At 52.7% G+C, this 26,962-nt stretch carries 26 protein-coding genes; 13 read left to right on the top strand and 13 right to left on the bottom strand.

What is annotated here, in order from left to right:
* Positions 1 to 4: 4 nt before the first annotated feature.
* The 3 genes from mreD to TOLA_RS01340 are packed head-to-tail and all read right to left on the bottom strand — an operon-like array spanning position 5 to position 2,538.
* On the bottom strand, positions 5 to 496 hold the full coding sequence (gene mreD, locus TOLA_RS01350) for a rod shape-determining protein MreD (protein ID WP_012728484.1): 492 nt from the start codon (positions 494 to 496) through the stop codon (positions 5 to 7).
* On the bottom strand, positions 493 to 1,446 hold the full coding sequence (mreC, locus tag TOLA_RS01345; RefSeq protein WP_012728483.1) for a rod shape-determining protein MreC: 954 nt from the start codon (positions 1,444 to 1,446) through the stop codon (positions 493 to 495). The genes mreD and mreC overlap by 4 nt, the downstream gene beginning before the upstream one ends.
* Positions 1,447 to 1,494: 48 nt before the next feature.
* The gene (locus TOLA_RS01340) at positions 1,495 to 2,538 is read right to left on the bottom strand and encodes a rod shape-determining protein (RefSeq protein WP_012728482.1); all 1,044 of its coding nucleotides are present in this window, start codon (positions 2,536 to 2,538) and stop codon (positions 1,495 to 1,497) included.
* A gap of 292 nt (positions 2,539 to 2,830) precedes the next feature.
* On the opposite strand from TOLA_RS01340, the gene TOLA_RS01335 reads away from it, so the two are divergent.
* The 5 genes from TOLA_RS01335 (at position 2,831) to ohrR (ending at position 7,220) form a co-directional block, all read left to right on the top strand.
* The gene (locus TOLA_RS01335) at positions 2,831 to 3,871 is read left to right on the top strand and encodes a DUF2157 domain-containing protein (RefSeq protein ID WP_012728481.1); all 1,041 of its coding nucleotides are present in this window, start codon (positions 2,831 to 2,833) and stop codon (positions 3,869 to 3,871) included.
* Between the two features lie 222 nt (positions 3,872 to 4,093).
* A complete protein-coding gene (metN, locus tag TOLA_RS01330) occupies positions 4,094 to 5,137 on the top strand; it encodes a methionine ABC transporter ATP-binding protein MetN (protein WP_012728480.1) in 1,044 nt (347 codons plus the stop codon).
* Entirely contained in the window at positions 5,118 to 5,771 is a 654-nt protein-coding gene (locus tag TOLA_RS01325) for a methionine ABC transporter permease (protein ID WP_012728479.1), read from the top strand. Before metN ends, TOLA_RS01325 begins: the two co-directional genes overlap by 20 nt.
* Before the next feature lie 59 nt (positions 5,772 to 5,830).
* Positions 5,831 to 6,628, top strand: coding sequence for a methionine ABC transporter substrate-binding lipoprotein MetQ (gene metQ, locus TOLA_RS01320; protein WP_012728478.1), 798 nt, complete (start codon positions 5,831 to 5,833; stop codon positions 6,626 to 6,628).
* A 136-nt stretch (positions 6,629 to 6,764) separates the two neighbouring features.
* A complete protein-coding gene (gene ohrR, locus TOLA_RS01315) occupies positions 6,765 to 7,220 on the top strand; it encodes a transcriptional regulator OhrR (RefSeq protein ID WP_012728477.1) in 456 nt (151 codons plus the stop codon).
* Here ohrR and srlR read toward each other — a convergent pair.
* The 6 genes from srlR to srlA all read right to left on the bottom strand — a co-directional run bounded on the left by srlR (position 7,217) and on the right by srlA (position 11,325).
* Positions 7,217 to 7,981 carry a glucitol operon DNA-binding transcriptional repressor SrlR gene (gene srlR, locus TOLA_RS01310; protein WP_012728476.1) on the bottom strand — a complete coding sequence of 255 codons (765 nt, stop codon included), beginning with the start codon at positions 7,979 to 7,981 and terminating at the stop codon, positions 7,217 to 7,219. The genes ohrR and srlR overlap by 4 nt on opposite strands.
* Positions 7,982 to 8,060: 79 nt before the next feature.
* A complete protein-coding gene (locus TOLA_RS01305; protein ID WP_012728475.1) occupies positions 8,061 to 8,417 on the bottom strand; it encodes a transcriptional regulator GutM in 357 nt (118 codons plus the stop codon).
* Between the two features lie 105 nt (positions 8,418 to 8,522).
* Positions 8,523 to 9,299, bottom strand: a complete 777-nt coding sequence (gene srlD, locus TOLA_RS01300; RefSeq protein ID WP_012728474.1) for a sorbitol-6-phosphate dehydrogenase — start codon at positions 9,297 to 9,299, stop codon at positions 8,523 to 8,525.
* A gap of 82 nt (positions 9,300 to 9,381) precedes the next feature.
* Positions 9,382 to 9,747: a PTS glucitol/sorbitol transporter subunit IIA gene (locus TOLA_RS01295; protein WP_012728473.1), complete on the bottom strand. Its 366-nt coding sequence runs from the start codon at positions 9,745 to 9,747 to the stop codon at positions 9,382 to 9,384.
* Between the two features lie 18 nt (positions 9,748 to 9,765).
* Complete coding sequence (gene srlE, locus TOLA_RS01290; RefSeq protein ID WP_012728472.1) at positions 9,766 to 10,749, bottom strand: PTS glucitol/sorbitol transporter subunit IIB; 984 nt, start codon at positions 10,747 to 10,749, stop codon at positions 9,766 to 9,768.
* 21 nt (positions 10,750 to 10,770) lie between these two features.
* Positions 10,771 to 11,325: a PTS glucitol/sorbitol transporter subunit IIC gene (srlA, locus tag TOLA_RS01285; RefSeq protein WP_012728471.1), complete on the bottom strand. Its 555-nt coding sequence runs from the start codon at positions 11,323 to 11,325 to the stop codon at positions 10,771 to 10,773.
* A gap of 505 nt (positions 11,326 to 11,830) precedes the next feature.
* Here srlA and recG point away from each other — a divergent pair.
* The 3 genes from recG (at position 11,831) to TOLA_RS01270 (ending at position 16,693) form a co-directional block, all read left to right on the top strand.
* A complete protein-coding gene (recG, locus tag TOLA_RS01280) occupies positions 11,831 to 13,900 on the top strand; it encodes an ATP-dependent DNA helicase RecG (protein WP_012728470.1) in 2,070 nt (689 codons plus the stop codon).
* Between the two features lie 61 nt (positions 13,901 to 13,961).
* Entirely contained in the window at positions 13,962 to 15,989 is a 2,028-nt protein-coding gene (locus TOLA_RS01275; RefSeq protein ID WP_041609439.1) for an AsmA family protein, read from the top strand.
* Complete coding sequence (locus tag TOLA_RS01270; RefSeq protein WP_012728468.1) at positions 15,986 to 16,693, top strand: fused MFS/spermidine synthase; 708 nt, start codon at positions 15,986 to 15,988, stop codon at positions 16,691 to 16,693. Before TOLA_RS01275 ends, TOLA_RS01270 begins: the two co-directional genes overlap by 4 nt.
* Here TOLA_RS01270 and dtd read toward each other — a convergent pair.
* Both dtd and TOLA_RS01260 read right to left on the bottom strand, forming a co-directional pair.
* Positions 16,647 to 17,087, bottom strand: a complete 441-nt coding sequence (gene dtd, locus TOLA_RS01265; protein ID WP_012728467.1) for a D-aminoacyl-tRNA deacylase — start codon at positions 17,085 to 17,087, stop codon at positions 16,647 to 16,649. The two genes, TOLA_RS01270 and dtd, sit on opposite strands and share 47 nt — an antisense overlap.
* A 126-nt stretch (positions 17,088 to 17,213) precedes the next feature.
* Entirely contained in the window at positions 17,214 to 18,515 is a 1,302-nt protein-coding gene (locus tag TOLA_RS01260) for a multidrug effflux MFS transporter (protein WP_012728466.1), read from the bottom strand.
* Between the two features lie 247 nt (positions 18,516 to 18,762).
* Here TOLA_RS01260 and TOLA_RS01255 point away from each other — a divergent pair, with 247 nt between their 5' ends.
* The 3 genes from TOLA_RS01255 to TOLA_RS01245 all read left to right on the top strand — a co-directional run bounded on the left by TOLA_RS01255 (position 18,763) and on the right by TOLA_RS01245 (position 21,387).
* The gene (locus TOLA_RS01255; protein ID WP_012728465.1) at positions 18,763 to 19,710 is read left to right on the top strand and encodes a LysR family transcriptional regulator; all 948 of its coding nucleotides are present in this window, start codon (positions 18,763 to 18,765) and stop codon (positions 19,708 to 19,710) included.
* A gap of 66 nt (positions 19,711 to 19,776) precedes the next feature.
* Positions 19,777 to 20,496 (top strand): HAD-IA family hydrolase, encoded by a 720-nt coding sequence (locus TOLA_RS01250; RefSeq protein WP_012728464.1) that lies wholly within the window; start codon positions 19,777 to 19,779, stop codon positions 20,494 to 20,496.
* Positions 20,497 to 20,499: 3 nt separating this feature from the next.
* Complete coding sequence (locus TOLA_RS01245; RefSeq protein ID WP_012728463.1) at positions 20,500 to 21,387, top strand: DMT family transporter; 888 nt, start codon at positions 20,500 to 20,502, stop codon at positions 21,385 to 21,387.
* Here the strand turns inward: TOLA_RS01245 and TOLA_RS01240 are convergent.
* Complete coding sequence (locus TOLA_RS01240; protein WP_012728462.1) at positions 21,364 to 22,035, bottom strand: hypothetical protein; 672 nt, start codon at positions 22,033 to 22,035, stop codon at positions 21,364 to 21,366. The two genes, TOLA_RS01245 and TOLA_RS01240, sit on opposite strands and share 24 nt — an antisense overlap.
* Before the next feature lie 133 nt (positions 22,036 to 22,168).
* Between TOLA_RS01240 and TOLA_RS01235 the strand changes: the two genes are divergently transcribed.
* The gene (locus TOLA_RS01235; protein WP_012728461.1) at positions 22,169 to 23,161 is read left to right on the top strand and encodes a D-alanine--D-alanine ligase; all 993 of its coding nucleotides are present in this window, start codon (positions 22,169 to 22,171) and stop codon (positions 23,159 to 23,161) included.
* Between the two features lie 65 nt (positions 23,162 to 23,226).
* On the opposite strand, the gene uvrA is transcribed toward TOLA_RS01235, so the two are convergent.
* Positions 23,227 to 26,061, bottom strand: coding sequence for an excinuclease ABC subunit UvrA (gene uvrA, locus TOLA_RS01230; protein WP_012728460.1), 2,835 nt, complete (start codon positions 26,059 to 26,061; stop codon positions 23,227 to 23,229).
* Positions 26,062 to 26,253: 192 nt separating this feature from the next.
* Here uvrA and ssb point away from each other — a divergent pair, with 192 nt between their 5' ends.
* Positions 26,254 to 26,829: a single-stranded DNA-binding protein gene (gene ssb, locus TOLA_RS01225; RefSeq protein ID WP_171804925.1), complete on the top strand. Its 576-nt coding sequence runs from the start codon at positions 26,254 to 26,256 to the stop codon at positions 26,827 to 26,829.
* Positions 26,830 to 26,962: the final 133 nt, after the last annotated feature.

The raw sequence follows: 26,962 nt of genomic DNA, 5'->3' as shown, positions 1-26,962 counted from the left end.
ATACTTACCTGATATTGAAACGACGGCGGATATACCGCAGAAAAAGATAGACCGAAGGCCAGAGCAATGTTGAGCTCAGTGACGCCCAGACAAAGCGGGTGTTGAGACGGGGAGATGCAAACAGGTGTTCAACCCAGAAAATCAGCAGTTGTCCGACAAAAATCAGCGATCCCATCACCAGCGCCTGTTGCCAGACGGAGAAGTTACGGATCTTCTGGTATTGTGCTGCAACGACACAGGAGATCACCGCCATACTCAGCGCATGGATGCCCAGCGTTGAACCCAGCAGGATGTCCATGATCAGACCGACAATCCAGGCACTGACGACATTCAGGTGATGCGGCAGCGCAATCACCCAATACAGCACCACTAACGCCACCCAGTCCGGGCGGAACATATCTATAGCCACCGGCAATGGCACCATCGTCAGAATAATCGCGACGATCAGGGTTAAATAGATCGAACCTTTACCATGGCCGGTCAATGAACCACTCATTGTCTGCCCTCCTGATGCGGCACTTCAGCGGATGCTGTTGCTGATTTATTTTTGTCGGTCGCAGACATTGCCGGCTGAGCAGCAGAAACAGTCGCCGCGGAACTCATCACCGGCAGCGGCCCCATGGATTTGGCATCTTGCCAAAGCAACAGCACATAACGCAGCCGATCCAGTGTCGCCAGTGGTTCAGCCTTGATCTCGGCGAAGGGGCTCTGTTCCTCATTGGCAAACCGGGTCACTTTAGCGACCGGATAGCCTTCAGGGAAATGCCCACCCATGCCAGACGTCACCAGAATATCGCCGTCTTTGATATCCACATTCCGGGGCAGATTCTTGAGCGTCAGCTCATTGATATTTCCGGTACCGGAGGCAATAGCACGTAAATCGTTACGCAGCACCCGCACCGGCAAGGCATGGCTGATATCCGTGATCAGTAATACCCGGCTTGAGGTTTTCCCGACACTGACCACCTGACCGATGACACCCTGATCATTGACGACCGGTTGTCCTTCATAGACATGATGTTCGACACCTTTATCGATCACGACCTGATAGACAAACGGGTCAGAGTCTACCGACAGAATACGGGCCACCAGCTTACGGGAATCCTGAGTCACCGGAGAGCCCAGCAGTTCGCGCAGACGGCGGTTTTCCTGACTCAGTTCGGCCATCCGCAGCAGATCACTGCGCAACAGGAAAAGTTGCTGCTGCAGTTGCTGATTATCTTTCAGCAATTGGCTGCGTGAGCTTAGTTGCAGACTGGCCTCTTCGACCACATCGCGGGGAACGCTCGCCAGATGTAATAACGGGCTGGCAAAGGTGTTGATATAAAGACGCATGCCGTCAAACAGATGAAAACGGGCATCAGAAACGATGCCCGCCAGAGACAGCAGCACAGTGATAAATAACCTGAGTTGCAGGGATGGTCCCCTGCCGAAAATAGTCCGCATGATGCTATCAGCCAGGGGTTACCGGAAAGGCAACCCGGGCAAGCTCAATTATTCGTAATGGAACAGGTCACCACCGTGCATGTCGATCAGCTCGAGAGCTCGACCACCACCACGGGCGACACAGGTCAGCGGATCTTCCGCCACGACAACCGGAATACCGGTATGTTCCATCAGCAGACGGTCCAGATTACGCAGCAGCGCACCACCACCGGTCAGCACCATCCCTTTTTCGGAGATATCGGAAGCCAGTTCCGGCGGAGATTGTTCCAGCGCCACCATGACCGCACTGACGATGCCGCTCAGCGGTTCCTGCAGTGCTTCCAGGATTTCGTTAGAATTCAGGGTGAAACTACGCGGTACACCTTCAGCCAGATTACGGCCACGAACTTCGATTTCACGCACTTCTTCGCCCGGGTAAGCAGAGCCGATTTCGTGCTTGATGCGTTCTGCGGTGGATTCACCAATCAGGCTGCCGTAGTTACGGCGCACATAGCTGATGATAGCTTCATCAAAACGGTCACCGCCGATACGGACGGAAGAAGAATACACCACACCGTTCAGAGAGATGATCGCCACTTCAGTGGTACCACCACCGATATCAACCACCATAGAACCGGTCGCTTCGGATACCGGCAAGCCGGCACCAATTGCTGCTGCCATAGGTTCTTCAATCAGATAAACTTCGCGGGCTCCGGCACCCTGAGCAGATTCTTTGATCGCACGGCGTTCAACCTGAGTCGCACCGCAAGGGATACATACCAGCACGCGCGGACTTGGACGCATCAGGTTATTTTCATGCACCTGTTTGATAAAATGCTGCAGCATTTTTTCGGTAACAGAAAAATCAGCAATAACACCATCTTTCATCGGACGGATCGCCGCGATATTACCCGGGGTACGCCCCAGCATCATTTTGGCGGCATGGCCAACAGCAGCGACAGATTTAGCGGTACCACCGCGTTCCTGACGGATGGCAACCACAGAAGGTTCGTTCAGTACAATACCTTTGCCTTTAACATAAATCAGTGTGTTGGCGGTACCCAAATCGATCGACAGATCGTTGGAAAACAAACCACGGAGCTTCTTGAACATGATGCGGGTGATCCTGATTAATTACGGGATATGCGAAAAACGGCCCACTTTACCAATCCCGGCCCTGATCAGCAAGCATCTGGCACAGAAGATAACCGGATTCCACCTGATCTTTGCATAATCCGGCTATTATTGATTCCGAAACGCATCCAGCCGATAAATGCAGCGATCCTTGCCGTGATATTAACCATCCCGCTGACGCAAAGAGGAATAAAACTTAACCGCATGAAAACGAACCACATCACGTTATACTGTGACTGATATCCGAAATTACCCTATCAGGAAGGGCTGAATGGAACTTAAACAGCGACATCTGCAGCAAGCCTGTAACCAGGGATTACTGACACCGGAACAAGTGACTCCGTTATGGAATTACCTGCAGAATTTACCGGCAGACAGTGCCACGTTCCGGGCGACACATATCTTGTTTTATCTGGGTGGGCTGATTGCGATTGCAGCGATGAGTCTGTTTATGACACTCGGCTGGGATGCCTTTGGTGGTATCGGCATTCTGCTGATTGCCTGTGGCTACGGCGTGGCAGCCTGTCTGGTGGCGGACTGGCTGCTGTGGCGGCAGCGACAACCGATCCCGGCAGGCTTACTGGCGGCTCTCGCCGTTACCATGGTGCCGCTGGCGATATACGGCCTGCAGGCACAGCTGGGTTACTGGGATGACGCTACCCATACCGAATACCGCGATTTTCACCGCTATATCGACTGGCGCTGGCTGATGATGGAGTTGGGTACGCTGTTGTTCGGTACGATCCTGCTGTGGCGATACCGGTTGCCATTTATGGTGATGCCGCTGGCGGTGGTGCTGTGGTATCTGAGCATGGATCTGACGCCGTTTCTGTTTCAGGAAGAGGATTACAGCTGGCTCCGCCGGCAACAGGTTTCGATGGTGGTCGGCCTGCTGATGCTGGGACTGGCGTTTTATATTGATCTGCGCACCCGTCATACCCTCGATTTTGCCTGGTGGCTGTATCTGTTCGGACTGATGGCCTTCTGGGGTGGTTTATCCATGCAGCATTCCGACAGTGAGCTGAGTAAACTGGGTTATTGTCTGATCAACCTGCTGTTGATCACGGTCGGCGGTATGATTGGCCGGCGGGTGTTTGTGATCTTTGGCGGCATGGGCGTTGCCGGTTATCTGGGTTATCTGGCGTGGGATTTGTTTGAAGACAGCCTGACATTCCCGTTTGTATTATCACTGATTGGCTTAGGCATTATCTGGCTTGGTTTGCTCTGGCAGCGTCATGAAGCACAAATTCAGCGACAGTTACAACGTCATCTGCCTGCCGCGTGGCGCGAGCTACTGGCTCAGCGGCGATAAATATCGCTCCGGTTCCGGACGTGATCACGGACGGAACCGTCATCCAGCTATATCTGTTTTTTGCATAATGATTTCTGATTTTAGACGTCTAAACATCCAAATGTCCGTTGACATACCTTATAATGCCTCGTAGCATGAACTCCTGACAGCGCACCGCTATTCAGTCTGATTTTCTGTGGCCACCCTATCCTGGTGGATATTTGAGTAAATTACGGTTCCCTTATGATTAAGTTATCTTCCCTGTCAAAAGCGTACGGCGAAGGAAAAAACGCCTTTTACGCCTTGAAAGGTATAGAACTCGATGTTCCCGCCGGCCAGATCGTCGGCGTGATTGGTGCATCCGGTGCAGGGAAAAGTACCCTGATCCGCTGTGTAAATCTGCTGGAACGTCCCACACAGGGCCGTGTGGAAGTCGATGGTGTGGATCTGACCGCCCTGGATGATCAGGCACTGACGCTGGCACGCCGCAATATCGGCATGATTTTCCAGCATTTCAACCTGCTCTCCTCGCGTACTGTATTTGAGAACGTGGCACTGCCACTGGAACTGGCCAACTGGCCGAAAGAGAAAATTACCGCCCGGGTCAACGAGCTGCTGGATCTGGTGGGCCTGACCCATCGTGCGAAAGCTTATCCGTCACAGCTTTCCGGGGGTCAGAAACAACGTGTCGCAATTGCGCGCGCCTTGGGTCCGGCACCAAAAGTGTTGTTGTGTGATGAAGCCACTTCGGCGCTCGATCCGCAGACCACACAATCGATCCTGGCATTACTGAAAGAGATCAATCAGAAACTCGGCATCACTATTTTGCTGATCACGCATGAAATGGGTGTGGTCAAGAGCATCTGTGATTCCGTGGCGCTGCTCGATCAGGGCACTATTATTGAACAGGGTGAAGTCGGCTGGTTCTTTGCACATGCGCAGGCACCACTGGCGAAGGAATTTATCCGTTCCAGCCTGCATCTGGAGATCCCGGCACCGTATCGCGAACGGCTGCAGAAAGCGCCGGCGGACGGTTTTATCCCGCTGCTGCGCCTGGGTTTCAGTGGTAACACCATTGATACGCCGGCGATTTCACATGCCAGCCGTCAGTTCGGGATTGATGTAAATATTTTAAGCGCCAGCATTGAGCAGATCGGACATTCCCGTTTTGGTTTCCTGCTGGTTGAACTGCTGGGTGATGCGGCGGCACAACAAACCACCATCGCTTACCTGCAACAGCAACAGATAGATGTCGAGGTATTGGGCTATGTTCAGCAGCATGCATGAGTTGTTATTGCTGGCGCTGGGTGAAACCCTGTGGATGGTGTTCGCTTCTGCGCTGTTCGGCACCATTTTAGGGGTACCGCTGGGTGTGGCACTGCACATCACCAAGCCCGGACAGATTGCCGCCCACCCGATCTTTAACAAGGTGCTGGGAACCGTGGTAAATGTGGGCCGTTCCGTACCCTTTATCATTCTGCTGGTCGCAATTATTCCGCTGACCCGTCTGATTGTGGGCACCAGTATCGGTACCAATGCCGCGATTGTGCCACTGGCGATCGGTGCTATTCCGTTTCTGGCTCGTCTGGTGGAAGGTGCGCTGATGGAAATCCCGGCCGGTCTGATTGAAGCAGCACAGGCTATGGGTGCCACTCATCGTCAGATCATCCGCAAGGTGATGTTACCGGAAGCACTGCCCGGCATTCTGAATGCCATTGTGATCACGCTGGTTGCGTTGGTGAACTACTCGGCGATGGCGGGAGCCATCGGTGGTGGTGGTCTGGGTGACGTCGGTATCCGCTATGGTTATCAACGGTTTGATCCGGCGATTATGCTGATCACCGTCGCGATTCTGGTTATTTTAGTGCAATTGATTCAAAGCATTGGTGAGCGTTTAGTGAAACGCGTTGACCATCGTTAAGAATGTAACAACGCTGTTGCCGGTGGTGGCGCAGTCAATGATGAAACAAGGAGTAAACGATGAATTTATTCAGTAAAGCGATTTTAAGTGCCGCCATTCTCGGGATTGCATTAACCGGTTGCGGTGAGAAAAAAGATAACCACCTGAAAGTAGGCGCGATTTCCGGTGCTGAAACTCAGGTAGCAGAAGAAGCAGCAAAAATCGCTAAAGAGAAATTTGGTCTGGAAGTGGAAATCGTGCAATTCAGCGATTTCGCGACTCCGAACGTAGCGCTGAACGATGGCAGCATCGACGTGAACGCGTTCCAGCATAAGCCTTATCTGGATTCTCAGATCAAGGATCGCGGTTTCAAACTGGTGGCTGTGGGTAATACCTTCGTTTACCCGATTGCCGGTTACTCCAAGAAGATCAAAAACATCAGCGAGCTGAAAGAGGGTACGCAGGTTGCAGTGCCAAACGATCCTACTAACCTGGGCCGTTCACTGCTGCTGCTGCAGCAACAAGGTCTGCTGAAACTGAAAGAGGGTTCTGGTCTGTCTGCAACGGTACTGGATATCGTTGAAAATCCGAAGAACCTGAAAATCGTGGAACTGGAAGCCGCACAACTGCCACGCGCACTGGAAGATGTGGAACTGGCAATCATCAACACCGTTTATGCTTCTCAGGTTGATCTGCAACCAACCCGTGATGGTCTGTTTGTGGAAGACAAAGAGTCACCTTACGTGAACCTGATCGTGGCTCGTGAAAACAACCAGAACGATGAAAACGTGAAGAACTTCGTGAAAGCGTATCAGGACGAAGCGGTATTCAAAAAAGCGTCTGAACTGTTTAACGGTGGCGTAGTGAAGGGCTGGTAATTCCCTCCTTTCCGGATAGATACGACGGTCGGCATTCGCCGGCCGTTTTCTTTTCTGCAAACAGTTTCTCTCTGCCCCATAGGCAATAGCCGAAAGTTACCTATAATCCCTATAAACTTATTGTGCACAATTCATTATGACCGACGACAACATGCCGGATTTGTTACGACTGGATAACCAGCTTTGCTTTGCGCTCTACAGCGCCAGCAACGCAATTGTGCGGGCCTATCGCCCATTGCTGGACAAGCTGGATATTACCTATCCGCAATATCTGGTCTTGCTGGTGTTATGGCAGCAGGATGAGATCAGTCTGAAGCAGCTGGGGGAACAGCTGTTCCTCGATTCCGGTACGCTGACCCCATTACTGAAACGGCTGGAAAGCAAAGGACTGATCCGTCGCGAACGCAACGAGCGGGATGAGCGCTTGCGGGTACTGAAGTTAACCGCTGAAGGAAACGCACTGAAAAAACTAGCGGCGAACATCCCGGTACAGATGCGCGACCAGCTCAGATTGTCCGATACGCAATTGCAGTTGCTGAAAGCCCACTGTGAGCTGGTACAAAAGCAACTGCACGAGCAGGATGATTGCTAAACCAGCAAAACCTGAATGCCTCGTTGTTCCAGCGCCGCCTGATCGGCTTCACTGATACCATGATCGGTGATCACGATGTCGATCTTGTCAATCGGCACCACCACGTTCGGCGTTTTACGGCCAAATTTGCTGGAATCCGTCACCACAATGATCTGCTTCGCCGCCTGACACATGGCCTGACTGACCTGATAGGCCTCATTGAAGGTGGTCGTGCCCTGTTCGATGTCAAAACCGTCTGCGCCGATAAACAGTTTATCGAAAGTAAACGCGCGGAAAGCCTGTTCAGCCAGACCGCCATGAAACGAGGATGAACGTTTACGGTAGGTGCCACCCGGCATCAGCAGATTCATATTACAGTCACGGGAAACCGCTTCATTGATAATCAGCAGGCTATTGGTCATCACCGTTAAGGCTACCCGCTCAACCAGCCAGGGCACCATCTGCAGGGTGGTGCTGCCGTTATCCAGAATGATCGATTCGCCATCGTGCACCAGCGAAGCCGCCTTGGCACCGATACGCTGTTTGATATTCTGATTCAGCGCCGTCTTCTCATCCATGGTGCGATCTTCCGCGACCGGATGTGAAACGGCTTCAGCCCCGCCATAACGACGCGTAACCAGACTGGCCTGCTCCAGATACCGTAAGTCACTGCGCACTGTCGCGCCGGTGATATTGAAATGGCTGGCCAAATCATTAACGGTGGTGCGGCCATGTTCCCGCAAGTAGCGGACTAACATTTCCCGACGAATTCCGACGCTCATATCAGGCTCTCTGTATAAATAAACTACTTACAAAATACATGGAGATTTTCAAAATGAAAGAATTAAAATAATTACATTATCATTTTGTTGACAGCGCACAAATTATTGCCTCTCTTGTTGAAGGCTCCAGCTCAGATAGTATCTTTTCTGACAAAGGGATGCGGGCATGAATAACCGCAGATAATTTTTTTGGTCTGGCGAAAATAGTCAATCCTTTCATGATACTGGCATCAACGATCACATTATTAGCATCATGCGCTAAGACAACTAACGTTTTGGGTTTCCAGCGGGAGGACGTTTTGCCGATTTTCACCACACCTTTCAGACTCATCTCCTGCAGCATCCGGTTGAAGGCGCGCATCTGCAGAAAACCGGTTGCGATCTGTAAACTCCAGGCGATAACCGCACAAACAATCAGTATGTATGTCGCATCCATCTTTCACCTCGTATATGGAAAAAAGGCAGTGTAAAAACACTGCCAACATAACAGGCATCCTCAGGAGCTAAACCGGGACCCTATTTACCCTGAACGCAATAAAACTTAGAACATCACCTGGCCGCCAGTGATATTGATCATTTGGCCGGTGCAGTAGCTGGCTTCTTCGCTGGCGTAGAATTTCAGTACGTTCAGCACATCCTGATAATCGCAACCGCGTTTCAACGGTACTTTATCGATATAGGTTTGTTCAACCTGATCTTCCGGGATACCCAGTTTCTTCGCATATTGCGGCAGCAGAGACTGGAACATCGGGCTCTTCAGCAGGTTACCCAACATCAGGGAATGCACGGTGATGTTGTAGTCCGCCAGATCCAGCGCCAGGGATTGCGTTAAGCCAACACCACCGAATTTTGCGGCAGAATAACCGGAGTTATGTTTTGAGCCGACTTTGCCGGATTTGGAGTTGATCTGGATGATACGGCCAAAGTTCTGACGCATCATGATTTTCGACACGGCACGGGCACACAGGAAGTAACCGGTCAGGTTCACTTCGATAGACCGTTTCCAGGCATCCAGTGGGAAACTGTCAATTCTGGCCGCCTGAGCGACACCGGCGTTATACACCATGACATCGATACGACCGAAACGATCTTCGATCGCGCCGACCATACGCGCTACATCGGCTTCATCTGTGGAATTTGCCTGCACAGCCATGACATTGTCTGCCCCGAACTGTTCAGCAATCGCGGTCGCTGTCTCTTGTGCACTCTGTCCGTCCAGATCCGCTACCGCCACTTTGTAACCGGCTGCCGCCAGGCCGTTGCACAAAAAAGCACCAAGGTTACGACCGCCACCAACTACCAATGCCACTTTTGACATGTTAATCTCCTCAATTGCTAGTCTCGCTCCCCCCTGCAACGAGCGCCAACTCATGTGTTGCAGAGGGGGCAGTGAGTTTTAATTATTCAGTTTGAAAAATAAGTTCGGTTCCCAGCACCAGTGCCTCAGGGCATTGCCCTGCAACATGGACGGTGCCCGGGTATTCGGCTTCTGCGCCACCGTCAAAACGGATCGTGATATGGCCAAGTTCTGCAAGGTTCTGATTGACCACATCACCGACCGCGGTGATCGGATAGCGTGATGCGCCGAGCACAAACTGACCACCTGTCTTGATCTCACCTGTTAAATCCGCCGCCGGATGGATGAAGCAATAATCAGCAACATCAGCAGGGGCATTATCGTTAAACAGGATCATCATATTGTCATCCAGGGCATCTGCCGCATACTCACCGATATGAGTCACTTGGGTACGGTACAACATCGTCATTTCAAACCTCGACAAGTCTTACTGGTAAATAAAGAAGGATACAAACCAGGCCAGCAGTACGGTTGGAGCACCGGTTAAGAACCGTGAGTACAACACTGACGGTACGCCGATCTGGACAGTTTTAGGTTTCGCTTCGGCCAGACTCAACCCCACAGGGATGAAGTCACAGGCAGCCTGGGCGTTAATCGCAAACAGTGCCGGTAAAGCCAGTTGTGGCGGGATGTTCCCCATACCAATCTGTGTACCGACCAGAACCCCGATAACTTGCGCAATAACGGCGCCCGGGCCAAGGAACGGTGACAGGAATGGGAAGGAACAAATCAACGCCAGCGTGATCAGACCAATCGGACTTTTTGCCAATGGGATCAAGGCGTGTGCAATCACATCACCGATACCAGACGCAATAATCACCCCAATCAGCATCGAAACGAAAGCCATAAATGGCAGGATTGATTTCAATACCGTATCAATGGTTTCACGACCAGACTGGAAGAAGGTCGCCATCACCGAACCCATGCCGATGCCGATCTTGGCCAGCAGGCCATCACTCTGCTCACTCAGTTTTTTCGAGCTGTCATACTGACGGTACTCTTCCTGTGCCGGCGCTGCAGCAGGACGGGATGGCGCCACACCAGCCTGATCCTGCAGTTGAATGTTGTCAGGACGAACACCGGAAACATAAATGTCTTCCATAATATAGTCAGCCATCGGGCCGCTTTTACCGGTGGAATGAATATTCACCGTTGGGATCCGTTTTTTCGGGTACAGACCGCAGCGCAGTGTGCCGCCACAATCGATGATCGCAACCGCAGTTTCGGTATCCGGTACGGAGGATTTAAAGCCGTCCACCGCTTCCATGCCGGTCAGTTCAACCATGCGGTCCACGATGTCAGGACGCGTACCGGCGGTGATGTAAATGATCTTTTTGTTTTTATCGACCGGGATAGTCAGCGGGCCGCCCCAGCCACCATTGCCTTTGGTGATAACTAATGAATTTGCCATGATGTCTGCTCCTGAGCCTGATTAGTTAGCGTGCATGTGTACTTCGGTACTGAGACGGATGTTCTGCTGTCTTTCCACAAAGGCGGTCGTAAGGTCAGTCACCCAGCCACGGAAGAAGTTAGAGATCATACCGACAAACAGGTAGCTGATAGCCAGTGGTGCCAGTGGCAGACCCAGCGTTGTCAGACCATTGGCAATACCTAAGTAAACAAACAACTCACCCGGGTTGATGTGCGGGAACAGACCATTCATCGAATGGCAGCTGTAAGACGCCGCCGCATAATAAGACGGTTTGTAACGTTCCGGCATGAAGCGACCCAGACTCAGTGTCATCGGGTTCATAAATACGAAGGTACCGACCACCGGTAAGATCAGGTAACGGGAAACCGGGTTACCTGCACATTTCTGTGCCAGACGTTCCACACGTTCCTGTCCGATAAAGCGGATCAGCGCGTTCATTGCCACCATCAGCGAGATCAACAGCGGGAGAATGCCTGTCACCATGCTGACAAACACCTCGCCTCCTTTCTGGAATAGTCCGATAAACCATTCCGCTGCATGAATCACTAAATCCATGACGTATTCCTCAATTTGATTCCATCAGTGAAGGGACACACCAAACAGCGTAAGGATCATGATGTGTAGTTCAGTACAGGCCGTGATGATGAACGGGGTGTATCACGTAACCTGTATATTTATATTTTCACAATGAACGAACATTTGCATCTTTTGGTTTTCACATTGTGATGCAAGTAGCGTTTTTAGTTTGAAAGACATTGGCTATGAAATCCGGATGCGTCCCTTTGTCAGCCAACAGAACAGATTTAACTTTCGTTACTTAAATTAAAAGCCCACAAATAGCTTCTTACGAAACTTATTTCGTTTTATCTGACCGGAACAACCGTCAGACAGCGCATAAAAAATTAAGAACGCTGATTGTCTTAGTCACTATTATGAAAATAAAAAATGAAAACTGAATTTTCATTTTGAAAGAATATTTATGAATACCGAATCGCTACGATTTGCCCCACGCAAAGCCTCTTGCTAATATCTGGATAAATTCACAGTATCAGAGGCGTCCATGGAACTCTCTGCGATCCCGGTTTCAATGCTTAAAGGTGTCGGCAGCAAGTTAGCGGAAAAGCTGGCCCACCTGCGGCTGCACACCGTGCAGGATCTGCTGTTCCATCTGCCTCTGCGTTATGAAGATCGCACCCGCCTCTACCCGATTGCGGAATTAAGTGCGGATCACGCCTGTACTACCGAGGGGGTGATCCAGAGTTGTGATATTCAGCAGGGCAAACGGCGGATGCTGCTCTGCCGTATCAGTGACGGAAACGGCTCACTCACCTTGCGGTTCTTCCATTTCACCGCCGGACAAAAAAACGCTCTGGCTATCGGTCGGCGTATCCGCTGTTTTGGTGAAATCAAACGCGGCCTGCACGGGTTTGAAATTGTACATCCGGAATATAAGCTGCTGGATGACGATGCCCCGCTGGATACCGATGCCACGCTGACACCGGTTTACCCCACCACTGAAGGCTTGCGTCAGGCGTCATTACGCAATCTGACCGATCAGGCGCTGCAATTACTGAAAGAAAACGGCGTGAAAGAATTATTGCCGGAAGGTCTGTATCCGCGGCAGCTCAGCCTGAGTGATGCCTTGCTGTTATTGCATCGTCCGCCACCGGATATCTCGCTGGCACAATTAGAAAATGGTCAACATCCGGCGCAGCAACGGCTGGCACTGGAAGAGCTGATTGCCCACCACCTGACCGTACTGCAGTTGCGTTACAGCGTGCAACAACACCAGGCTCGCCCCCTGGCCACCGACTGGTCGCTGTGCGAACAACTGCTGGCGCATCTGCCGTTCAAGCCGACCGGCGCGCAGCAACGGGTGGTCAGTGAAATCAGCCATGATCTGACCCTGCCCCACCCGATGATGCGGCTGGTACAGGGCGATGTCGGCTCAGGGAAAACCCTGGTTGCGGCATTGGCGGCATTACAGGTGATCGCGCACGGCGGACAGGTGGTGCTGATGGCACCAACAGAGCTGCTGGCCGAACAACACGCCAATAACTTCAGTAACTGGCTGACACCGCTGGGTATCGAAACCGGCTGGCTGGCCGGAAAAATCAAAGGCAAAGCCCGCGAAAAACAGCTGGAAGCCATCCGCAGCGGACAGGTGAAAATGGTGGTCGGTACCCACGCCGTATTTCAGGATCAGGTGGAATTCCAGCAGTTGTTACTGGTGATTGTCGATGAACAGCACCGTTTTGGCGTGCACCAGCGCCTCGCTCTGCGGGAAAAAGGGGCGCAGGACGGCGTTTATCCGCATCAGCTGATCATGACCGCCACCCCGATCCCCCGCACTCTGGCGATGACCATCTATGCCGATCTCGATACCTCGATCATTGATGAGTTACCGCCGGGACGAACCCCGATCACCACTGTCGCGCTGCCCGATACCCGCCGCGAAACCGTGATTGAACGGGTGCGGCAGGCTTGTCTCGAAGGGCGTCAGGCTTACTGGGTCTGCACCCTGATAGAAGAATCCGAGGTACTGGAATGTCAGGCGGCAGAAAATACCGCCGAAGAATTACAACTGCTGTTGCCGGAACTGCATATCGGGCTGGTACACGGCCGCATGAAACCGGCTGAAAAACAACGCGTGATGCAGGAGTTTAAAGAGGGAATTCTGCATCTGCTGGTTGCAACCACCGTCATTGAAGTGGGGGTGGATGTACCCAATGCCAGCCTGATGATCATCGAAAACCCGGAACGTCTGGGTTTAGCCCAGCTGCATCAGCTGCGTGGCCGGGTCGGCCGGGGTTCGGTCGCATCACACTGCGTGTTGCTCTATCACGCCCCGCTGTCAAAAACAGCGCAGCAACGATTGGGCGTATTGCGTGACAGTAACGATGGTTTTGTCATTGCACAGAAAGATCTGGAATTGCGCGGCCCCGGCGAAATGCTCGGTGCCAAACAGACCGGGCTGGCCGATCTGAAAATCGCTGACCTGATCCGCGATCAGGCGTTGATCCCGCAAGTACAGCAGCTGGCCCAGCGAATTTTTCAGCAATATCCGGCTTGTGTCACACCACTGATCCGTCGCTGGTTCGGTGAACGCGATGATTATTCTCAAGCCTGATGTCATCCGTTACACTAAAAGACAAATCTGCCTTAGTTGTGTGTTCTGAATGGCTTTTTTCATGCATCGTGCATTCCGCTGGTTTCTCTATACCATTCTGGCGCTGGTCGCGGCGATCTGGCTGACCCTGGGTTTGCTGAAACCGGAACATCTGAAAGGACCGTTTGTCGCCTGGGTGCAACAGCAAACCGGTCTGCCACTGGAAATCGGCAAGCTCAATTATAACCCGCTGTATCCGAATATCGTGCTGGCAGAGAATGTCACACTGGGCCCTGACATCAAGATAGGAAAGATCTATCTGGAAATTGCCGGAGGCTCATGGTGGCAACGTCAGCTGCATATTGCCCATCTCGATATTATTAATCCGCAGATCACATGGCGGCCCGGCTTAACCCTGCCGCAACCGTTACGGCAACTGCAGGTTGATGATCTGACTATCGACAAGCTGCAATTCAGCTGGCCGAACGGTTCACTGGAAGGGGGCAGTCTGCATCTGACCAACTGGCAACCGATCCGTAATGGCGTGGTAATACCCCTGACCGAGGTTAACTTCGACGCCCGCGCTGATCGTCTGCAATATGCCTCATTATCGTTGGGCAAGACCCGGATAGAGGGAACCCTGACCGCAGAAAAACTCAGCGTCAGCGATCTGCAAAGCGATCTTTTCCATGGTGGAATGGCCGCCGAACTGACCTGGGATCTGAAAAATAACCGGATTGATTTTCAGCAACTGGCCCTGGCTAACTGGCAGCTCGATCTGCAGACTTTCCCGGCACTTCCGCTGGCACTACCTCAGATTTTTGCCGATCAGGTCACGCTGGAAAATGTCAGTGCGATTGATTTGTCAAAACGATTCGCCCTGAATCAGGCAACCGGGACCCTGGAAAAACTGCAGTGGCAGCCCGGACAATTACCGGCATTTGAATATCAGGGCAAACTGGGCGAATACACCAATGGTCTGTTCCAGCTGGCCGAGATGCAGGGCGAAGGACGGCTACGCGCCGAAGACTGGCAGGTACAGCTGACGGGCGAAGCTTATGCCGGCAAATTCTCCGCCGAACTGGAAGGTACCCGGCAGCCGGCAACATTGACCATCCACGAGTTACAGCTGAGTGATATGCAACCGGAGCTGCACCCCGGCTGGCGCGAATGGCTGGCGACACAACCGTTCCAGCAGGTCAATTTACGCCGGCTGGATATCAGTCACCTTTCACTGATCTCGTTTGATGACAGTGTGCCGCTCACCATGAAATGGCTCGACTTGTTTCTGACTGATCTGCGCTGGACACCGCAAGGCATACAAAGCAGCAATCATAAAGCCCGGCTGGAAGGCAGCTGGCTGGAGCTGGTCTGGCAAACGCTGGTCAGCCGTAAAACCGAATTTCAGGCGGAACTGGCAGAAAATAAAATTCAGCTGGAACACTTTAATACGCAACTGGAAGAGTCTGATTTTAATATCAGCGGACAATGGGGACTGGATGCTGACACCCCGCATCAGCTGAAACTGTCGCTGAAAAAATTCGATCTGGAACAACTCAGTGACATGCTCGGCCCGCGTTATCCTTTCGCTGGCAAATCGGATCTGACGCTGGATCTGCAGGCGAAAGGCAAAGATCTGACGACGATCCGGCAAAGCTTGCAAGGTAACGCCACACTGGATGTCCTGGATCTGTTTGTCGATGGCCTGAAACTGGACACTTATCTGGATGAACAACTCACACCGAAAGCCCCTGCGCCGCAAAGCTTTGAGCAACTGATTGGCAAATTACGGGGGGGTGATACCGCCTTTAATCACGTACATCTGCAATTACGGGCGGATAAAGGCGCACTGGATTTCAGTGGTTCTGCTTTTGAATCCATCACGCATTTGATTGGTGTCAAGCAGGGCTTTGATCTCGGTAAACAGCAATGGCAGTTACAGCTTGGCTTGCTCAACGAGCAAAATAAACCTGAGCTGTTAGGCAGCATGAGCGGCGAACTTACCACCCCGCAATTACGCTTCCGCCTGCCGGCGAATACCGTGGCAAGCTGGCCGACCAAGCCGATTAGTTATCCGCCGCAAGGCCGGCAAGGGTCATTGCGCGAATGAGCAACATTCCATTTGAAGAATTTGATGTTGCCGCGGCAACCAGTACCGGCGCGCTGATTTACTGGGAGCGGAACGGGGAACAATTACTGGAGATCAGGGCAGACAGACACTTTCGCTGGCTGTTACTGGATGGCGTGGTGCAATCCGTATTGCAACAGGCCACGCCCGGTGAGTTATGTTTGCCACATCAACGTATATTGCAGGCGTTGATGCCGGCACAGGCCGCGCAGGTGCTGCATCTGGGATTAGGTGGTGGTGACCTGCTGCGCTGGCTGCATCATCGCTATCCCGGCGTACAACAGACTGCGATTGATCTGAACGCACAGGTGATCGATATCTATCAGCGGTTTTTCCAGCAGGAAGAACAGCCGCATCTGCATTGTCAGGATGCGTTTGCCTGGCTCGGCAGCGGCCACCAGCAATATGATTTGATCCTGATCGATCTGTTCAGTGACGATGGTAGCCCGGCCGCACTGTTTCAGTCCGCGACCTATGAACATCTGCAGCAACATATCGCGCCGGATGGCAGGGTGATCGTCAATCTGCTGCCACGGACAGAGCAGGAGTGGCAGCAGGTACAACATTTGCTGGCGGGTTGCGGCAAGGTACACAGCCTGCGCATTGCCAATTACCGCAATTACCTCATCTGGACTGAGCCTAAACCTGCAGCCAGAAAGTCACCGGTCCGTCATTCACCAGACTGACCTGCATATCGGCCGCAAAGCGCCCGCTGGCAACCGGGATCTCTTTTCCCGCGATCTGAGCAATGAAATGCTCATACAAAGCTTCTGCCACAGCCGGATCGGCATTGCGTTCAGCAAAACTGGCGCGCATCCCCTTGCGGGTATCAGCGGCCAGCGTGAACTGTGAGACCACCAGAATGCTGCCGTTAACCTGCTGCACATTCAGATTCATTTTTCCATCCGCGTCACTGAACACCCGGTAGCCCGCCACCCGGTGTGCCAGTTTATCGGCTTTAGCCACATCATCATCACGTTCAACACCAAGCAACACCAGCAAGCCATTACTGATTTCCCCGGTTACTGCGCCATCGACCACCACACGGGCCTCACTGACACGCTGGATCAAAGCAATCATGCAAAATACCTCAGTTTCATTTTTGCTGTAGCTTAACGGAAATTTTCCGGAACAGAAAAAAAGAGCGGCGAGAGGAGACTTCTCGCCGCTAAAGGTCCGCTTAATTAAGCGTTTCTACAAAGGAACTCAGTGATGGACAGGATGATGGTGTGAATGCCAATCATCGCTGGCAGGAACGGTATCCCGGGCATGTCGGGTCAGATATAACAGCACCGAACTCCCCAGTAAGATCACCATTCCCAGACCCAGAATCGACGTGATGCCAAGGCTGACCAGCAGCGCAGAGCTGAAAGAAGCAATCAGCATCTGGCTGGCACCGGCCAGTGCAGTGGCCGTACCCGCGGTACGTTTATACGGCTCCAGCAAACTGGAGAGTGCATTCGGAAATGCCACCCCATTGCCGAAGGCAAACAGTGACAATCCCAGCATCATCAACAGCGCCGTATGCGGCAGCAGCAACATGCTTAAACCGGATATCAGTTGCAGCGCCGCTGCAGCCTGCAAGACGCTCTCTTTAGAAAAATAGTGACGGGTTTTACTGGCCAGCACACCACCCAGCACCAGCGAAACAGCGGGCAGCAAAGTCCAGCGGCCATAGGTATCCGCACTCATGCCCACCATGATCTGCATGATGAATGGCATGACAGAGATAGAAAATATGTTCAGCGCATACTGGATGCTCACCACACCGGAGTAACAGCGAAAGTGATCACTCTTCAGTAACAGCCAGTACTGGTGCACAAAATCAGCCGCATGCGCACGATCTTCTGCCGGTTCAGGTGCATGCGTCTCTTCAAAACGATAAAACAGCAAGACCCACAACAGCCCCAGATAACCGGCCATGGTGAAAAAGATACTGATCCAGCTGAAATGCGTGGTCAGGTAACCCCCGGCCAGCGGCGTGATAGTCGGCACAAATGCCATCACAATGCCGAAATACGCCATCGCCTGCCGCAGATGCGCACCTTCATAACGATCACGCAGCGACACACGGGCAATAACAGAGGTGCAGCCGGCACCAATACCTTGCAAAACGCGACCGAGAATAATCAGCGTGGCGCTTTCATGAGCAAACAAACACAGTAGAATACCGGAGAAGGTAATCATCAGACCGGCCAGTAATACCGGACGGCGACCATACATATCTGATAACGGGCCATAGAACAGCTGCGACGGGCCAAAACCCAGCAAATAAGCAGAGACCAGCCATTGTGTCATTTGTGAAGAGACATGCAGATCCTGCTGCATCGCAGGTAACGCGGGCAACAACAAGCTCATCCCGGTCTGACCAACAGCAATCAGCAGGCACGCATAAATCACGGGGATCCATTTCTCGCGGCGGCTTAATGCTTTTTGCTGAATGATCGGCGGTTGTTGAATGGTTAACGTATCTTTATAGTATGCGCTGCTACTACTGTCACTGCTCATGATTGTTCTCTGGTTCTTAGCGGGAATACATAGCCCGAACCATGAAAGTATATTTTCATGGTGAAAAACTCTGCGAATACTGAGATTGGCGGTGTTTTTTATAATTATCCGTAACAAAGTAGAAAACTGTCTAACGACTAATTTTCATAGCCAGTGATAAGAAAAACTTTTCACCAGATTTGGCGCAAATTATGCAGCACTCGTCTGAAGGCAGGCGGTATAAGCATCGGCGTTTCAAGGGGTTAATGTGAACGTTCGTTTTCTGGAAACATTTTTGTGGGTTGCCCGACTGAATAGCTTCCGTCTGACTGCGGAAAAATTGTTCACTACCCAGGCTTCTATTTCCAACCGGATAGCCGTCCTGGAAGAAGAACTGGACGTCAAACTGTTCGTGCGTGACAGCAAAGGGGTACGCCTGACACCGGATGGTGAAAAGGTGCGGGAATATGCCGAGCAGATAGTCGGCAAAGCTCATGCCCTGCGCATGTCACTCAGTCAGGCCAACGGCTATGAAGGCAAAGTCCGTATCGGTGCGATCGATTCCGTCGTACATACCTGGTTTATCGAATTGATATCCTGGATCACCGAGCATTATCCGCATCTGGAAGTGGAAATCAGCGTTGACGGCGCGCGCGGGCTGGCAAACCAGCTACAGAAAGGCTATCTGGATATCGCGTTTCAGGCCGACCAGATTCGTTTGGAGTCTATTCGTAATCTGGAACTGGCCCGCTATCCGATGCGCTGGATTGTGGCAGCCAACTCTCCCTATAACCGTCAGTTCACGTCACTGCAGGAGCTGGCAAAAGAGCGGCTCATCACCTTTGTCGCCAACTCTCGTCCGCATCAGGATATTCTGAGTCTGCTGCATGTGAATGGCATCACCTCCCCCCGGGTCAGCTGTGTAAACTCCTTCGCGGCCATGATCCGGCTGATCGAAGATGGATTCGGTATCGGAGTGATCCCGCCGGCGCTGGTACGTGAACAACTGGCGAACGGCTCGCTGATCATCCTGAACATAGACAACACTCAGCCGGGTTCGCTGTCAATGCTGACGCAGGCCGCCTCGTGGCGTACCGGTCCGGGCTTGGATCACTGCGAAGCCATTGTCCGGCAGGCCCAGCATATCGTGCAGCGCTTCTGTAAGATCATCGGACCGGAACGGGGTATCGCGGCAAACAATTCCGCCCCGACCTGAGAAGCAGATAGTCTGCCGGTCGCAAATGGGGTTACCATAGATTGATATTCATCTCCGGAGCCCGCCATGCAGTTTTTCCGTCGTTTACAGGACATTCGCGCCATCAGCTTTGATCTTGATGACACGCTCTACGACAACCGTCCGGTAATAGAAAATGCTGAGCAGTGGATGGTGGAGCATATGCGCGACCAGTATCTCGCCAGTGCCATGTACGACCGGGCATGGTGGCTGCAGTTAAAACATGAACTGCAGAAAGCCGATCCGTCACTGCACGATGATGTCAGCCGCTGTCGTCTGATGATGCTGGAAGTCGGTCTGCAACGGGGCGGTATGCCAATCGAAGAAGCACAGGCTGAAGCCAAACGCTGTTTTGCCGAATTTCTCGAAGTGCGCTCCCGGGTCACCGTACCTGACGCATCTATTGAAGTGCTGAAGCAGCTCAGCCGCCATTTCCCACTGGTGGTGATCACCAACGGGAACGTCCTGCTGGAACGGATCGGACTGGATGGTCACTTTAAGCATGTGCTGAAAGCGGGTAATGGCCGGAAGATGAAACCGGCACCGGATATGTTCCGCATGATGGCCGCCCAGCTTAAATTAAAACCGCAGCAGATCCTGCATGTCGGTGATGACGTCACTACCGATGTATTCGGGGCGATAAGAAACGGCTATCAGGCTGCCTGGGTTAACGCACAGGGACAGGACTGGCGTACATTACACACGCTGCCACACCTGATGCTGCAGGACATCCGCGATCTGTTAAAGCTGCTGCCAGAAGCAAAATAACTGATGAATCAATCTGACTATCTGACCGGCTTGCTGCTGGCAATTCTGGCCGCGACCGGTTTTGCCTGCAAGGCGATTTTCGTCAAGCTCGCCTACCGCTATGGTGTTGATGGCACCACGCTGGTGACCATCCGCCTGTTATTGGTCTTACCATTAATCGCCACCATGCGTCTGCTGCGAAAGTCACCGGCCACTGCCTTATCATGGCATGACCGCGGCATGATCATTCTGCTGGGCTTACTCGGTTATTACTTATCCAGTCTGCTGGATTTTCTCGGGCTGGAAACCGTCAGTGCCAGTATCGAACGCCTGATCTTGTGTTTATACCCCACGCTGACCGTGTTGCTTTCCGCCTGGCTGATGAAAACCAGCATCAGCCGTCGTATGTGGTCGGCAATGGCGCTGACCTATTGCGGCATGGTGCTGGTGCTGACGCCTGATTTTGCCGGTGCACGGCTGGATCTGCTCGGAATATTCTTTGTGGTCGCCAGTACGGTCACCTATGCGTTTTATCTGACCTGGAGCCCTGCTGTCATCAGGCGGATTGGCGCCATGCGTTTTGCCGAGCTCGGCCTGACCATCTCGGCACTGGCGATGTTTGTACATTATCTGCTGACCCGCCCTGTAGAGACATTGCTCCATCAACCCTTACCCGTCTGGGGTTATGGCATGATCATGGCGCTGGTCGCCACCGTGTTACCTATTTATGCGCTGGCGGCGGCGATGGCGCGCATCGGCGCGGGGAAAACCGCGCTGATAGGCAGCGTTGGCCCCATCCTCACCATCTTCCTGAGTATCGGTATTCTGGATGAACACCTGAGCCCGGTTCAGTGGGCAGGTGTCTGTGTGGTGTTAACCGGGATCTGGCTAGTCGGACAGCGAAAAACCTGACGGACCGCGCAACGACACCATCAATTTCGCAAACCCCCGCGCATATTCACGATGGGTCAGCTGGTCGATCTGCGGCCAGCGTTCCATCGGCAGAAAAGCATATTCCCGACTGGTCTGTACCTCACTGCCATGCAACGCGACCCAGCGCGGGTTGTAGCGCCGCTGAGCAGTTTTATCCCAGCGCAACGCCTGCACCATCGCACGTTCCATTTCGGCCGGATGACTGAGCGCATACGCGGAAATGCCGGTGCCAAACTGTTCGCTGAGTTTGGTTACCCCTTGCTGCACCGACGGATCCAGCGACTTGTTAGCATCGCTGCGGGCACGCAATTGCGCGGTATAGAACCAGAACATCGCATCGTGATAGTGCTGTTGCTGATACAGCTGATAGGCCAGCGCAAACAATACCGGCGGTGTCACCTCATTCGGCTTGGTCTGCACAGCAATTACCGTCTCCGGCTTTCCCTGCAGCAGCTCATCGACCTGCCGCCGCGTGGTTTCCAGCGGTAATAACCGATATTCCCCCTGCGGTTGCAACACCGGAGAGGCGGCTTCTTGTGCACATCCGGCCAGAAGACTGACCAGCAATAATCCACCTGCTTTCTGCCACATAATACGTTCCTGTTCTGCCAGCAAAGAGTAATACATGACTCCCGGATCCGGCGCCAATTACCGGGAAATGTGTCCGAAGGCTTTGCCCTGCCGGATCAGGCTTGTTAGACTGCGGACATGCGGCCGCCGGGAGCGGGCGACCCACCAGCCAATTGTAAAGGATATTAAGATGAAACACCTTCACGTACTGCTGCTGTGCGGCGGTGGCGGCAGTGAGCATGAGATTTCTCTGCTGAGTGCTAACTATCTGGAAAGCCAGCTGAAAGAGCTGGCCGAAGTCAGCGTGACCCGCGTTGAACTATTCCCGGATCACTGGCAGACCAACGATGGCCGTTCCTGCCATCTGGGTATGGATCGTCAGCTGCATTTCGCCAACGAAGCCAAACCCGTTGATTTCGTGGTGCCTTGTATTCACGGCTTCCCTGGTGAAACCGGTGATATTCAGTCGATGCTGGAATTGATCGGCCTGCCTTATCTGGGCTGTGGCTCCGAAGGCAGCAAACTTTGCTTTAACAAAGTCAGTACCAAGCTGTGGTTATCCGCGCTGGATATTCCGAACACGCCGTTTCTGTTCCTGTCTGATAACAATGAAGCCGCACATGCGCAGGCACATACCGCATTCCGTAACTGGGGCGCCGTATTTGTTAAGGCCGCCAGTCAGGGCTCTTCCGTGGGTTGCTATAAAGTAACCGATGCCGCCAAACTGTCTGAAGCGGTGAATGCCGCCTTTGGTTATTCCGATCAGGTGCTGGTTGAAAAAGCCGTTCGCCCACGCGAGCTGGAAGTCGCCGTTTACCGTTATAACGACCAGCTGGTCGCAACCCGTCCGGGTGAAATCGCCACACCAAGCGACAGCTTCTACAGCTATGAAGAAAAATACAGTTCAGGCAGTAATTCAACGACTTATCTGGAAGCGCCGGGTCTGAGCGATGCACAGATCAGCACCATTCGTGAATATGCACTGAAAGCCTTCACTCAGCTGGGCTTAAAAGATCTGTCGCGTATCGATTTCTTCCTGACCGAAGATAACGAGATCCTGCTGAACGAAATCAACACCTTCCCGGGGATGACCCCGATCTCCATGTTCCCGAAACTGCTGGAACATCATGGTGATAACTTCAAACAATTCCTGGAAGGCATTATTCGCAGCACAGTGAAATAATTTCGCCGGATACAGAAAGACAAAGGGCCGGTTATGACACCGGCCCTTTTTATTGCGCTTTTTTATTATGCCCGGTCGCGTTCCAGCAGCGGTTTCAGGAAACGGGCAGTATGCGATTCGGCACACTCAGCGACCTGTTCCGGTGTGCCTTCCGTGAGGATCATCCCGCCACCCGAGCCGCCTTCCGGTCCCAGATCGACAATCCAGTCCGCGGTTTTAATCACATCCAGATTGTGTTCGATGATCACAATGGTATTACCATTATCACGCAGTTTTTCCAGTACATTCAGCAACTGTTGAATATCGTGGAAATGCAGACCCGTGGTTGGTTCATCCAGAATATACAAGGTCTGGCCGGTATCGCGTTTCGACAACTCTTTTGCCAGTTTGACGCGCTGCGCTTCACCACCGGAGAGTGTTGTCGCCGACTGACCGAGGCGAATATAAGACAGCCCCACCTCCATCAGCGTCTGTAACTTCCGCGCCAGCGCCGGTACCGCATCAAAGAATGCCCGCGCATCCTCGACCGTCATATCCAGCACTTCGTGAATGGTCTTACCTTTATATGTTACTTCCAGTGTTTCACGGTTATAGCGTTTGCCCTTACAGACATCACAGGGTACATACACATCCGGCAGGAAGTGCATCTCCACCTTGATCACGCCGTCACCCTGACAAGCCTCGCAACGCCCACCTTTGACGTTAAACGAGAAACGCCCCGGCGCATAACCCCGCGAACGCGCTTCCTGCGTCGCCGCAAACAACTCACGGATCGGTGTAAACAGCCCGGTATAGGTTGCCGGATTCGAACGCGGCGTCCGACCAATCGGGCTCTGGTCGATATCCACAACCTTGTCCAGATAGTCCATCCCCTGAATATCCAGATACGGCGCTGGCTTCTCAACCGTGGCACCGTTCAAATCACGGTGCGCAATACGGAACAAAGTATCGTTGATCAACGTCGATTTACCGGAACCGGACACCCCGGTGACACAGGTCATCACGCCGACAGGAATATGCAAATCGACTTTTTTCAGGTTGTTACCACTGGCACCCAGCAGCTTCAGCCATTTGTCACCGGTGGGACGACGCTCTGCCGGGATCGCAATCTTCTTGCGTCCGGAGAGATATTCACCGGTCACTGAATCCGGATTTGCCATGACCTCAGCCGGTGTGCCCTGCGCCACAATCACACCGCCATGCACCCCTGCCCCCGGACCGATATCGACCACGTAGTCCGCATGACGAATGGCATCTTCGTCATGTTCAACCACGATTACGGTGTTACCGAGATTACGCAGATGGAACAGAGTACCCAGCAAGCGTTCATTGTCACGCTGATGCAGACCGATGGACGGTTCATCCAGCACATACATCACCCCGACCAGGCCGGCCCCAATCTGGCTCGCCAGACGAATACGCTGTGCTTCACCACCGGAGAGTGTTTCCGCGGAACGGGACAAGGAAAGGTAGTTCAGGCCGACATTCACCAGAAAACCGAGACGTTCAATAATCTCTTTCAGGATTTTCTCGGCAATTTGCGCCCGCTGACCGTCCAGCTGCAGGTTCCGGAAGAAGTTCAGGGCTTCCCCGATCGACATTTCGGAAACCTGCGGCAACGTCACGCCCGTCACATACACATGACGCGCTTCCTGACGCAAACGGCTGCCCTGACAGCTCGGACAGGGCTGATTGGCGATATATTTCGCCAGCTCTTCGCGCACACTGTTGGATTCGGTTTCGCGGTAGCGACGCTCCATATTATGCAGCACGCCTTCAAACGGGTGATTGCGCACCACCACATCACCACGATCGTTCATGTAACGGAATTCTATCGCGGTGTGGCCACTGCCGTGCAGCACCACTTTTTTCGCTTGCGGACTCAGCGCATCAAACGGTTCATCCAGATCAAACTTGTAATGATCAGCGACCGATTTCAGCATCTGGAAGTAATAAAAACTGCGTTTATCCCAGCCACGGATCGCGCCGCCGGTCAGACTCAGTTCCGGATTGGTCACCACTTTATGCGGATCAAAATATTGCTGCACACCCAAGCCATCACAGCTCGGACAGGCACCGGCCGGGTTGTTGAACGAGAACAGCCGCGGTTCCAGTTCACTCAGGGAATAGCCGCATTCCGGACAGGCGAAGTTCGCGGAGAAAATCAGCGGTTGCGCTTTGTCATCGTCCATATCCGCAACATAAACCAGTCCGCCGGATAAATGCAGTGCCGTTTCAAAGGATTCAGCCAGACGCAGTTGCAGATCCGGCCGGACTTTGAAGCGATCGACCACCACTTCGATGGTATGTTTCTTCTGCAGTTCCAGTGTTGGCGGGTCAGAAAGATCACAGACCTCACCATCAATGCGGGCGCGGATATAACCCTGCGCGGCCAGACTTTCCAGCAGCTGCTTATGCTCCCCTTTACGGTTACGCACCACCGGCGCCAGAATCATCATCTTGCGGTTTTCCGGCTCCGCCAGCACCCGATCCACCATCTGGCTGATCGTTTGTGCTGCCAGCGGCAAGTCGTGTTCCGGGCAACGAGGTTCACCTACGCGGGCATACAGCAAGCGCAGGTAATCGTAGATTTCGGTGATAGTGCCGACGGTGGAACGCGGGTTATGCGAAGTGGATTTCTGTTCGATGGAGATCGCCGGCGATAAGCCTTCGATATGATCCACATCGGGTTTTTCCATCAGGCTTAAGAACTGACGTGCGTAGGCAGAAAGGGATTCAACATAACGGCGCTGCCCCTCCGCATATAATGTGTCGAAAGCCAGCGATGATTTGCCAGAACCGGAAAGACCGGTGATTACAATCAACTTGTCACGCGGCAGCGTCAGATTGATATTTTTCAGATTATGGGTACGTGCGCCCCGTATCTCGATCTTGTCCATAGAATGCCAGCTGTGAACCATATCAAAACTTAAGTATGGCATAGCCAGCACTGGATGAATAGCCAGTATTGCTGCAAATATGTTAATGTCCGGCCCGCAAACTATTTACGGCCTGTCATAGCTGTCGATCTGACTTTAGGGACGATTATTGCTAAGATAGGTAGCTATAGAATTCGAATTTTTACGGAGCAGATCATGGCCAGAGGCGTAAATAAAGTCATCATCGTTGGCAATCTGGGTCAGGACCCGGAAGTGCGCTATATGCCAAACGGCAATGCGGTAGCCAATATCACTGTTGCCACCAGCGAAAGCTGGAAAGACCAGCAAGGTCAAATGCAGGAACGCACTGAATGGCATCGGATCGTGCTGTACCGTCGTCTGGCTGAAATCGCTGGTGAATATCTGCGTAAAGGCTCGAAAGTTTATCTGGAAGGTCGTCTGCAAACCCGTGAATGGCAGGATCCGCAAGGCCAGAAACGCTACACCACCGAAATCATCGCCAATGAAATGCAGATGCTGGATGGTCGTGGCGCAGGTGCTCCACAACAAGGTGGCAATATGGGTGCTCCGGCACAGCAACCACAACAAGGTAACTGGGGCCGTCCATCCGCTCCGGCAGCAGCAGCTCCACAGGGCGGCGCAACCCCGGGTTACGCACCGCAGCAAGCCGCACCACAAGGTAGCTATACTCCGGCACCAGCACCGGCACAGCAGCAGCCAACCTATAACGAACCGCCAATGGATTTCGATGACGATATTCCGTTCTGACGAATACCTTAGAGTTAATTTGTAAAGATTAGATATAAATAATATTTTATTTCAGTAACTTATAACAAAGTTTACCGTTTTTCACATTGAAGTTCTGTAAACTTTTTTAGTTATACTTAGGTTATGTCATACC

The organism is Tolumonas auensis DSM 9187 (genome assembly GCF_000023065.1).
GTDB lineage: Bacteria > Pseudomonadota > Gammaproteobacteria > Enterobacterales > Aeromonadaceae > Tolumonas > Tolumonas auensis.
Note: the sequence above shows the minus strand (reverse complement) of the source record. Positions and strands in the feature narration are given on the sequence as shown.

Excerpts from the sequence above, each read along its gene's own strand:
- mreD (WP_012728484.1), bottom strand. The coding sequence starts at position 496 with ATGAGTGGTTCATTGACCGGCCATGGTAAAGGTTCGATCTATTTAACC.
- mreC (WP_012728483.1), bottom strand. The coding sequence starts at position 1,446 with ATGCGGACTATTTTCGGCAGGGGACCATCCCTGCAACTCAGGTTATTT.
- TOLA_RS01340 (WP_012728482.1), bottom strand. The coding sequence starts at position 2,538 with ATGTTCAAGAAGCTCCGTGGTTTGTTTTCCAACGATCTGTCGATCGAT.
- TOLA_RS01335 (WP_012728481.1), top strand. The coding sequence starts at position 2,831 with ATGGAACTTAAACAGCGACATCTGCAGCAAGCCTGTAACCAGGGATTA.
- metN (WP_012728480.1), top strand. The coding sequence starts at position 4,094 with ATGATTAAGTTATCTTCCCTGTCAAAAGCGTACGGCGAAGGAAAAAAC.
- TOLA_RS01325 (WP_012728479.1), top strand. The coding sequence starts at position 5,118 with ATGTTCAGCAGCATGCATGAGTTGTTATTGCTGGCGCTGGGTGAAACC.
- metQ (WP_012728478.1), top strand. The coding sequence starts at position 5,831 with ATGAATTTATTCAGTAAAGCGATTTTAAGTGCCGCCATTCTCGGGATT.
- ohrR (WP_012728477.1), top strand. The coding sequence starts at position 6,765 with ATGACCGACGACAACATGCCGGATTTGTTACGACTGGATAACCAGCTT.
- srlR (WP_012728476.1), bottom strand. The coding sequence starts at position 7,981 with ATGAGCGTCGGAATTCGTCGGGAAATGTTAGTCCGCTACTTGCGGGAA.
- TOLA_RS01305 (WP_012728475.1), bottom strand. The coding sequence starts at position 8,417 with ATGGATGCGACATACATACTGATTGTTTGTGCGGTTATCGCCTGGAGT.
- srlD (WP_012728474.1), bottom strand. The coding sequence starts at position 9,299 with ATGTCAAAAGTGGCATTGGTAGTTGGTGGCGGTCGTAACCTTGGTGCT.
- TOLA_RS01295 (WP_012728473.1), bottom strand. The coding sequence starts at position 9,747 with ATGACGATGTTGTACCGTACCCAAGTGACTCATATCGGTGAGTATGCG.
- srlE (WP_012728472.1), bottom strand. The coding sequence starts at position 10,749 with ATGGCAAATTCATTAGTTATCACCAAAGGCAATGGTGGCTGGGGCGGC.
- srlA (WP_012728471.1), bottom strand. The coding sequence starts at position 11,325 with ATGGATTTAGTGATTCATGCAGCGGAATGGTTTATCGGACTATTCCAG.
- recG (WP_012728470.1), top strand. The coding sequence starts at position 11,831 with ATGGAACTCTCTGCGATCCCGGTTTCAATGCTTAAAGGTGTCGGCAGC.
- TOLA_RS01275 (WP_041609439.1), top strand. The coding sequence starts at position 13,962 with ATGCATCGTGCATTCCGCTGGTTTCTCTATACCATTCTGGCGCTGGTC.
- TOLA_RS01270 (WP_012728468.1), top strand. The coding sequence starts at position 15,986 with ATGAGCAACATTCCATTTGAAGAATTTGATGTTGCCGCGGCAACCAGT.
- dtd (WP_012728467.1), bottom strand. The coding sequence starts at position 17,087 with ATGATTGCTTTGATCCAGCGTGTCAGTGAGGCCCGTGTGGTGGTCGAT.
- TOLA_RS01260 (WP_012728466.1), bottom strand. The coding sequence starts at position 18,515 with ATGAGCAGTGACAGTAGTAGCAGCGCATACTATAAAGATACGTTAACC.
- TOLA_RS01250 (WP_012728464.1), top strand. The coding sequence starts at position 19,777 with ATGCAGTTTTTCCGTCGTTTACAGGACATTCGCGCCATCAGCTTTGAT.
- TOLA_RS01245 (WP_012728463.1), top strand. The coding sequence starts at position 20,500 with ATGAATCAATCTGACTATCTGACCGGCTTGCTGCTGGCAATTCTGGCC.
- TOLA_RS01240 (WP_012728462.1), bottom strand. The coding sequence starts at position 22,035 with ATGTATTACTCTTTGCTGGCAGAACAGGAACGTATTATGTGGCAGAAA.
- TOLA_RS01235 (WP_012728461.1), top strand. The coding sequence starts at position 22,169 with ATGAAACACCTTCACGTACTGCTGCTGTGCGGCGGTGGCGGCAGTGAG.
- uvrA (WP_012728460.1), bottom strand. The coding sequence starts at position 26,061 with ATGGACAAGATCGAGATACGGGGCGCACGTACCCATAATCTGAAAAAT.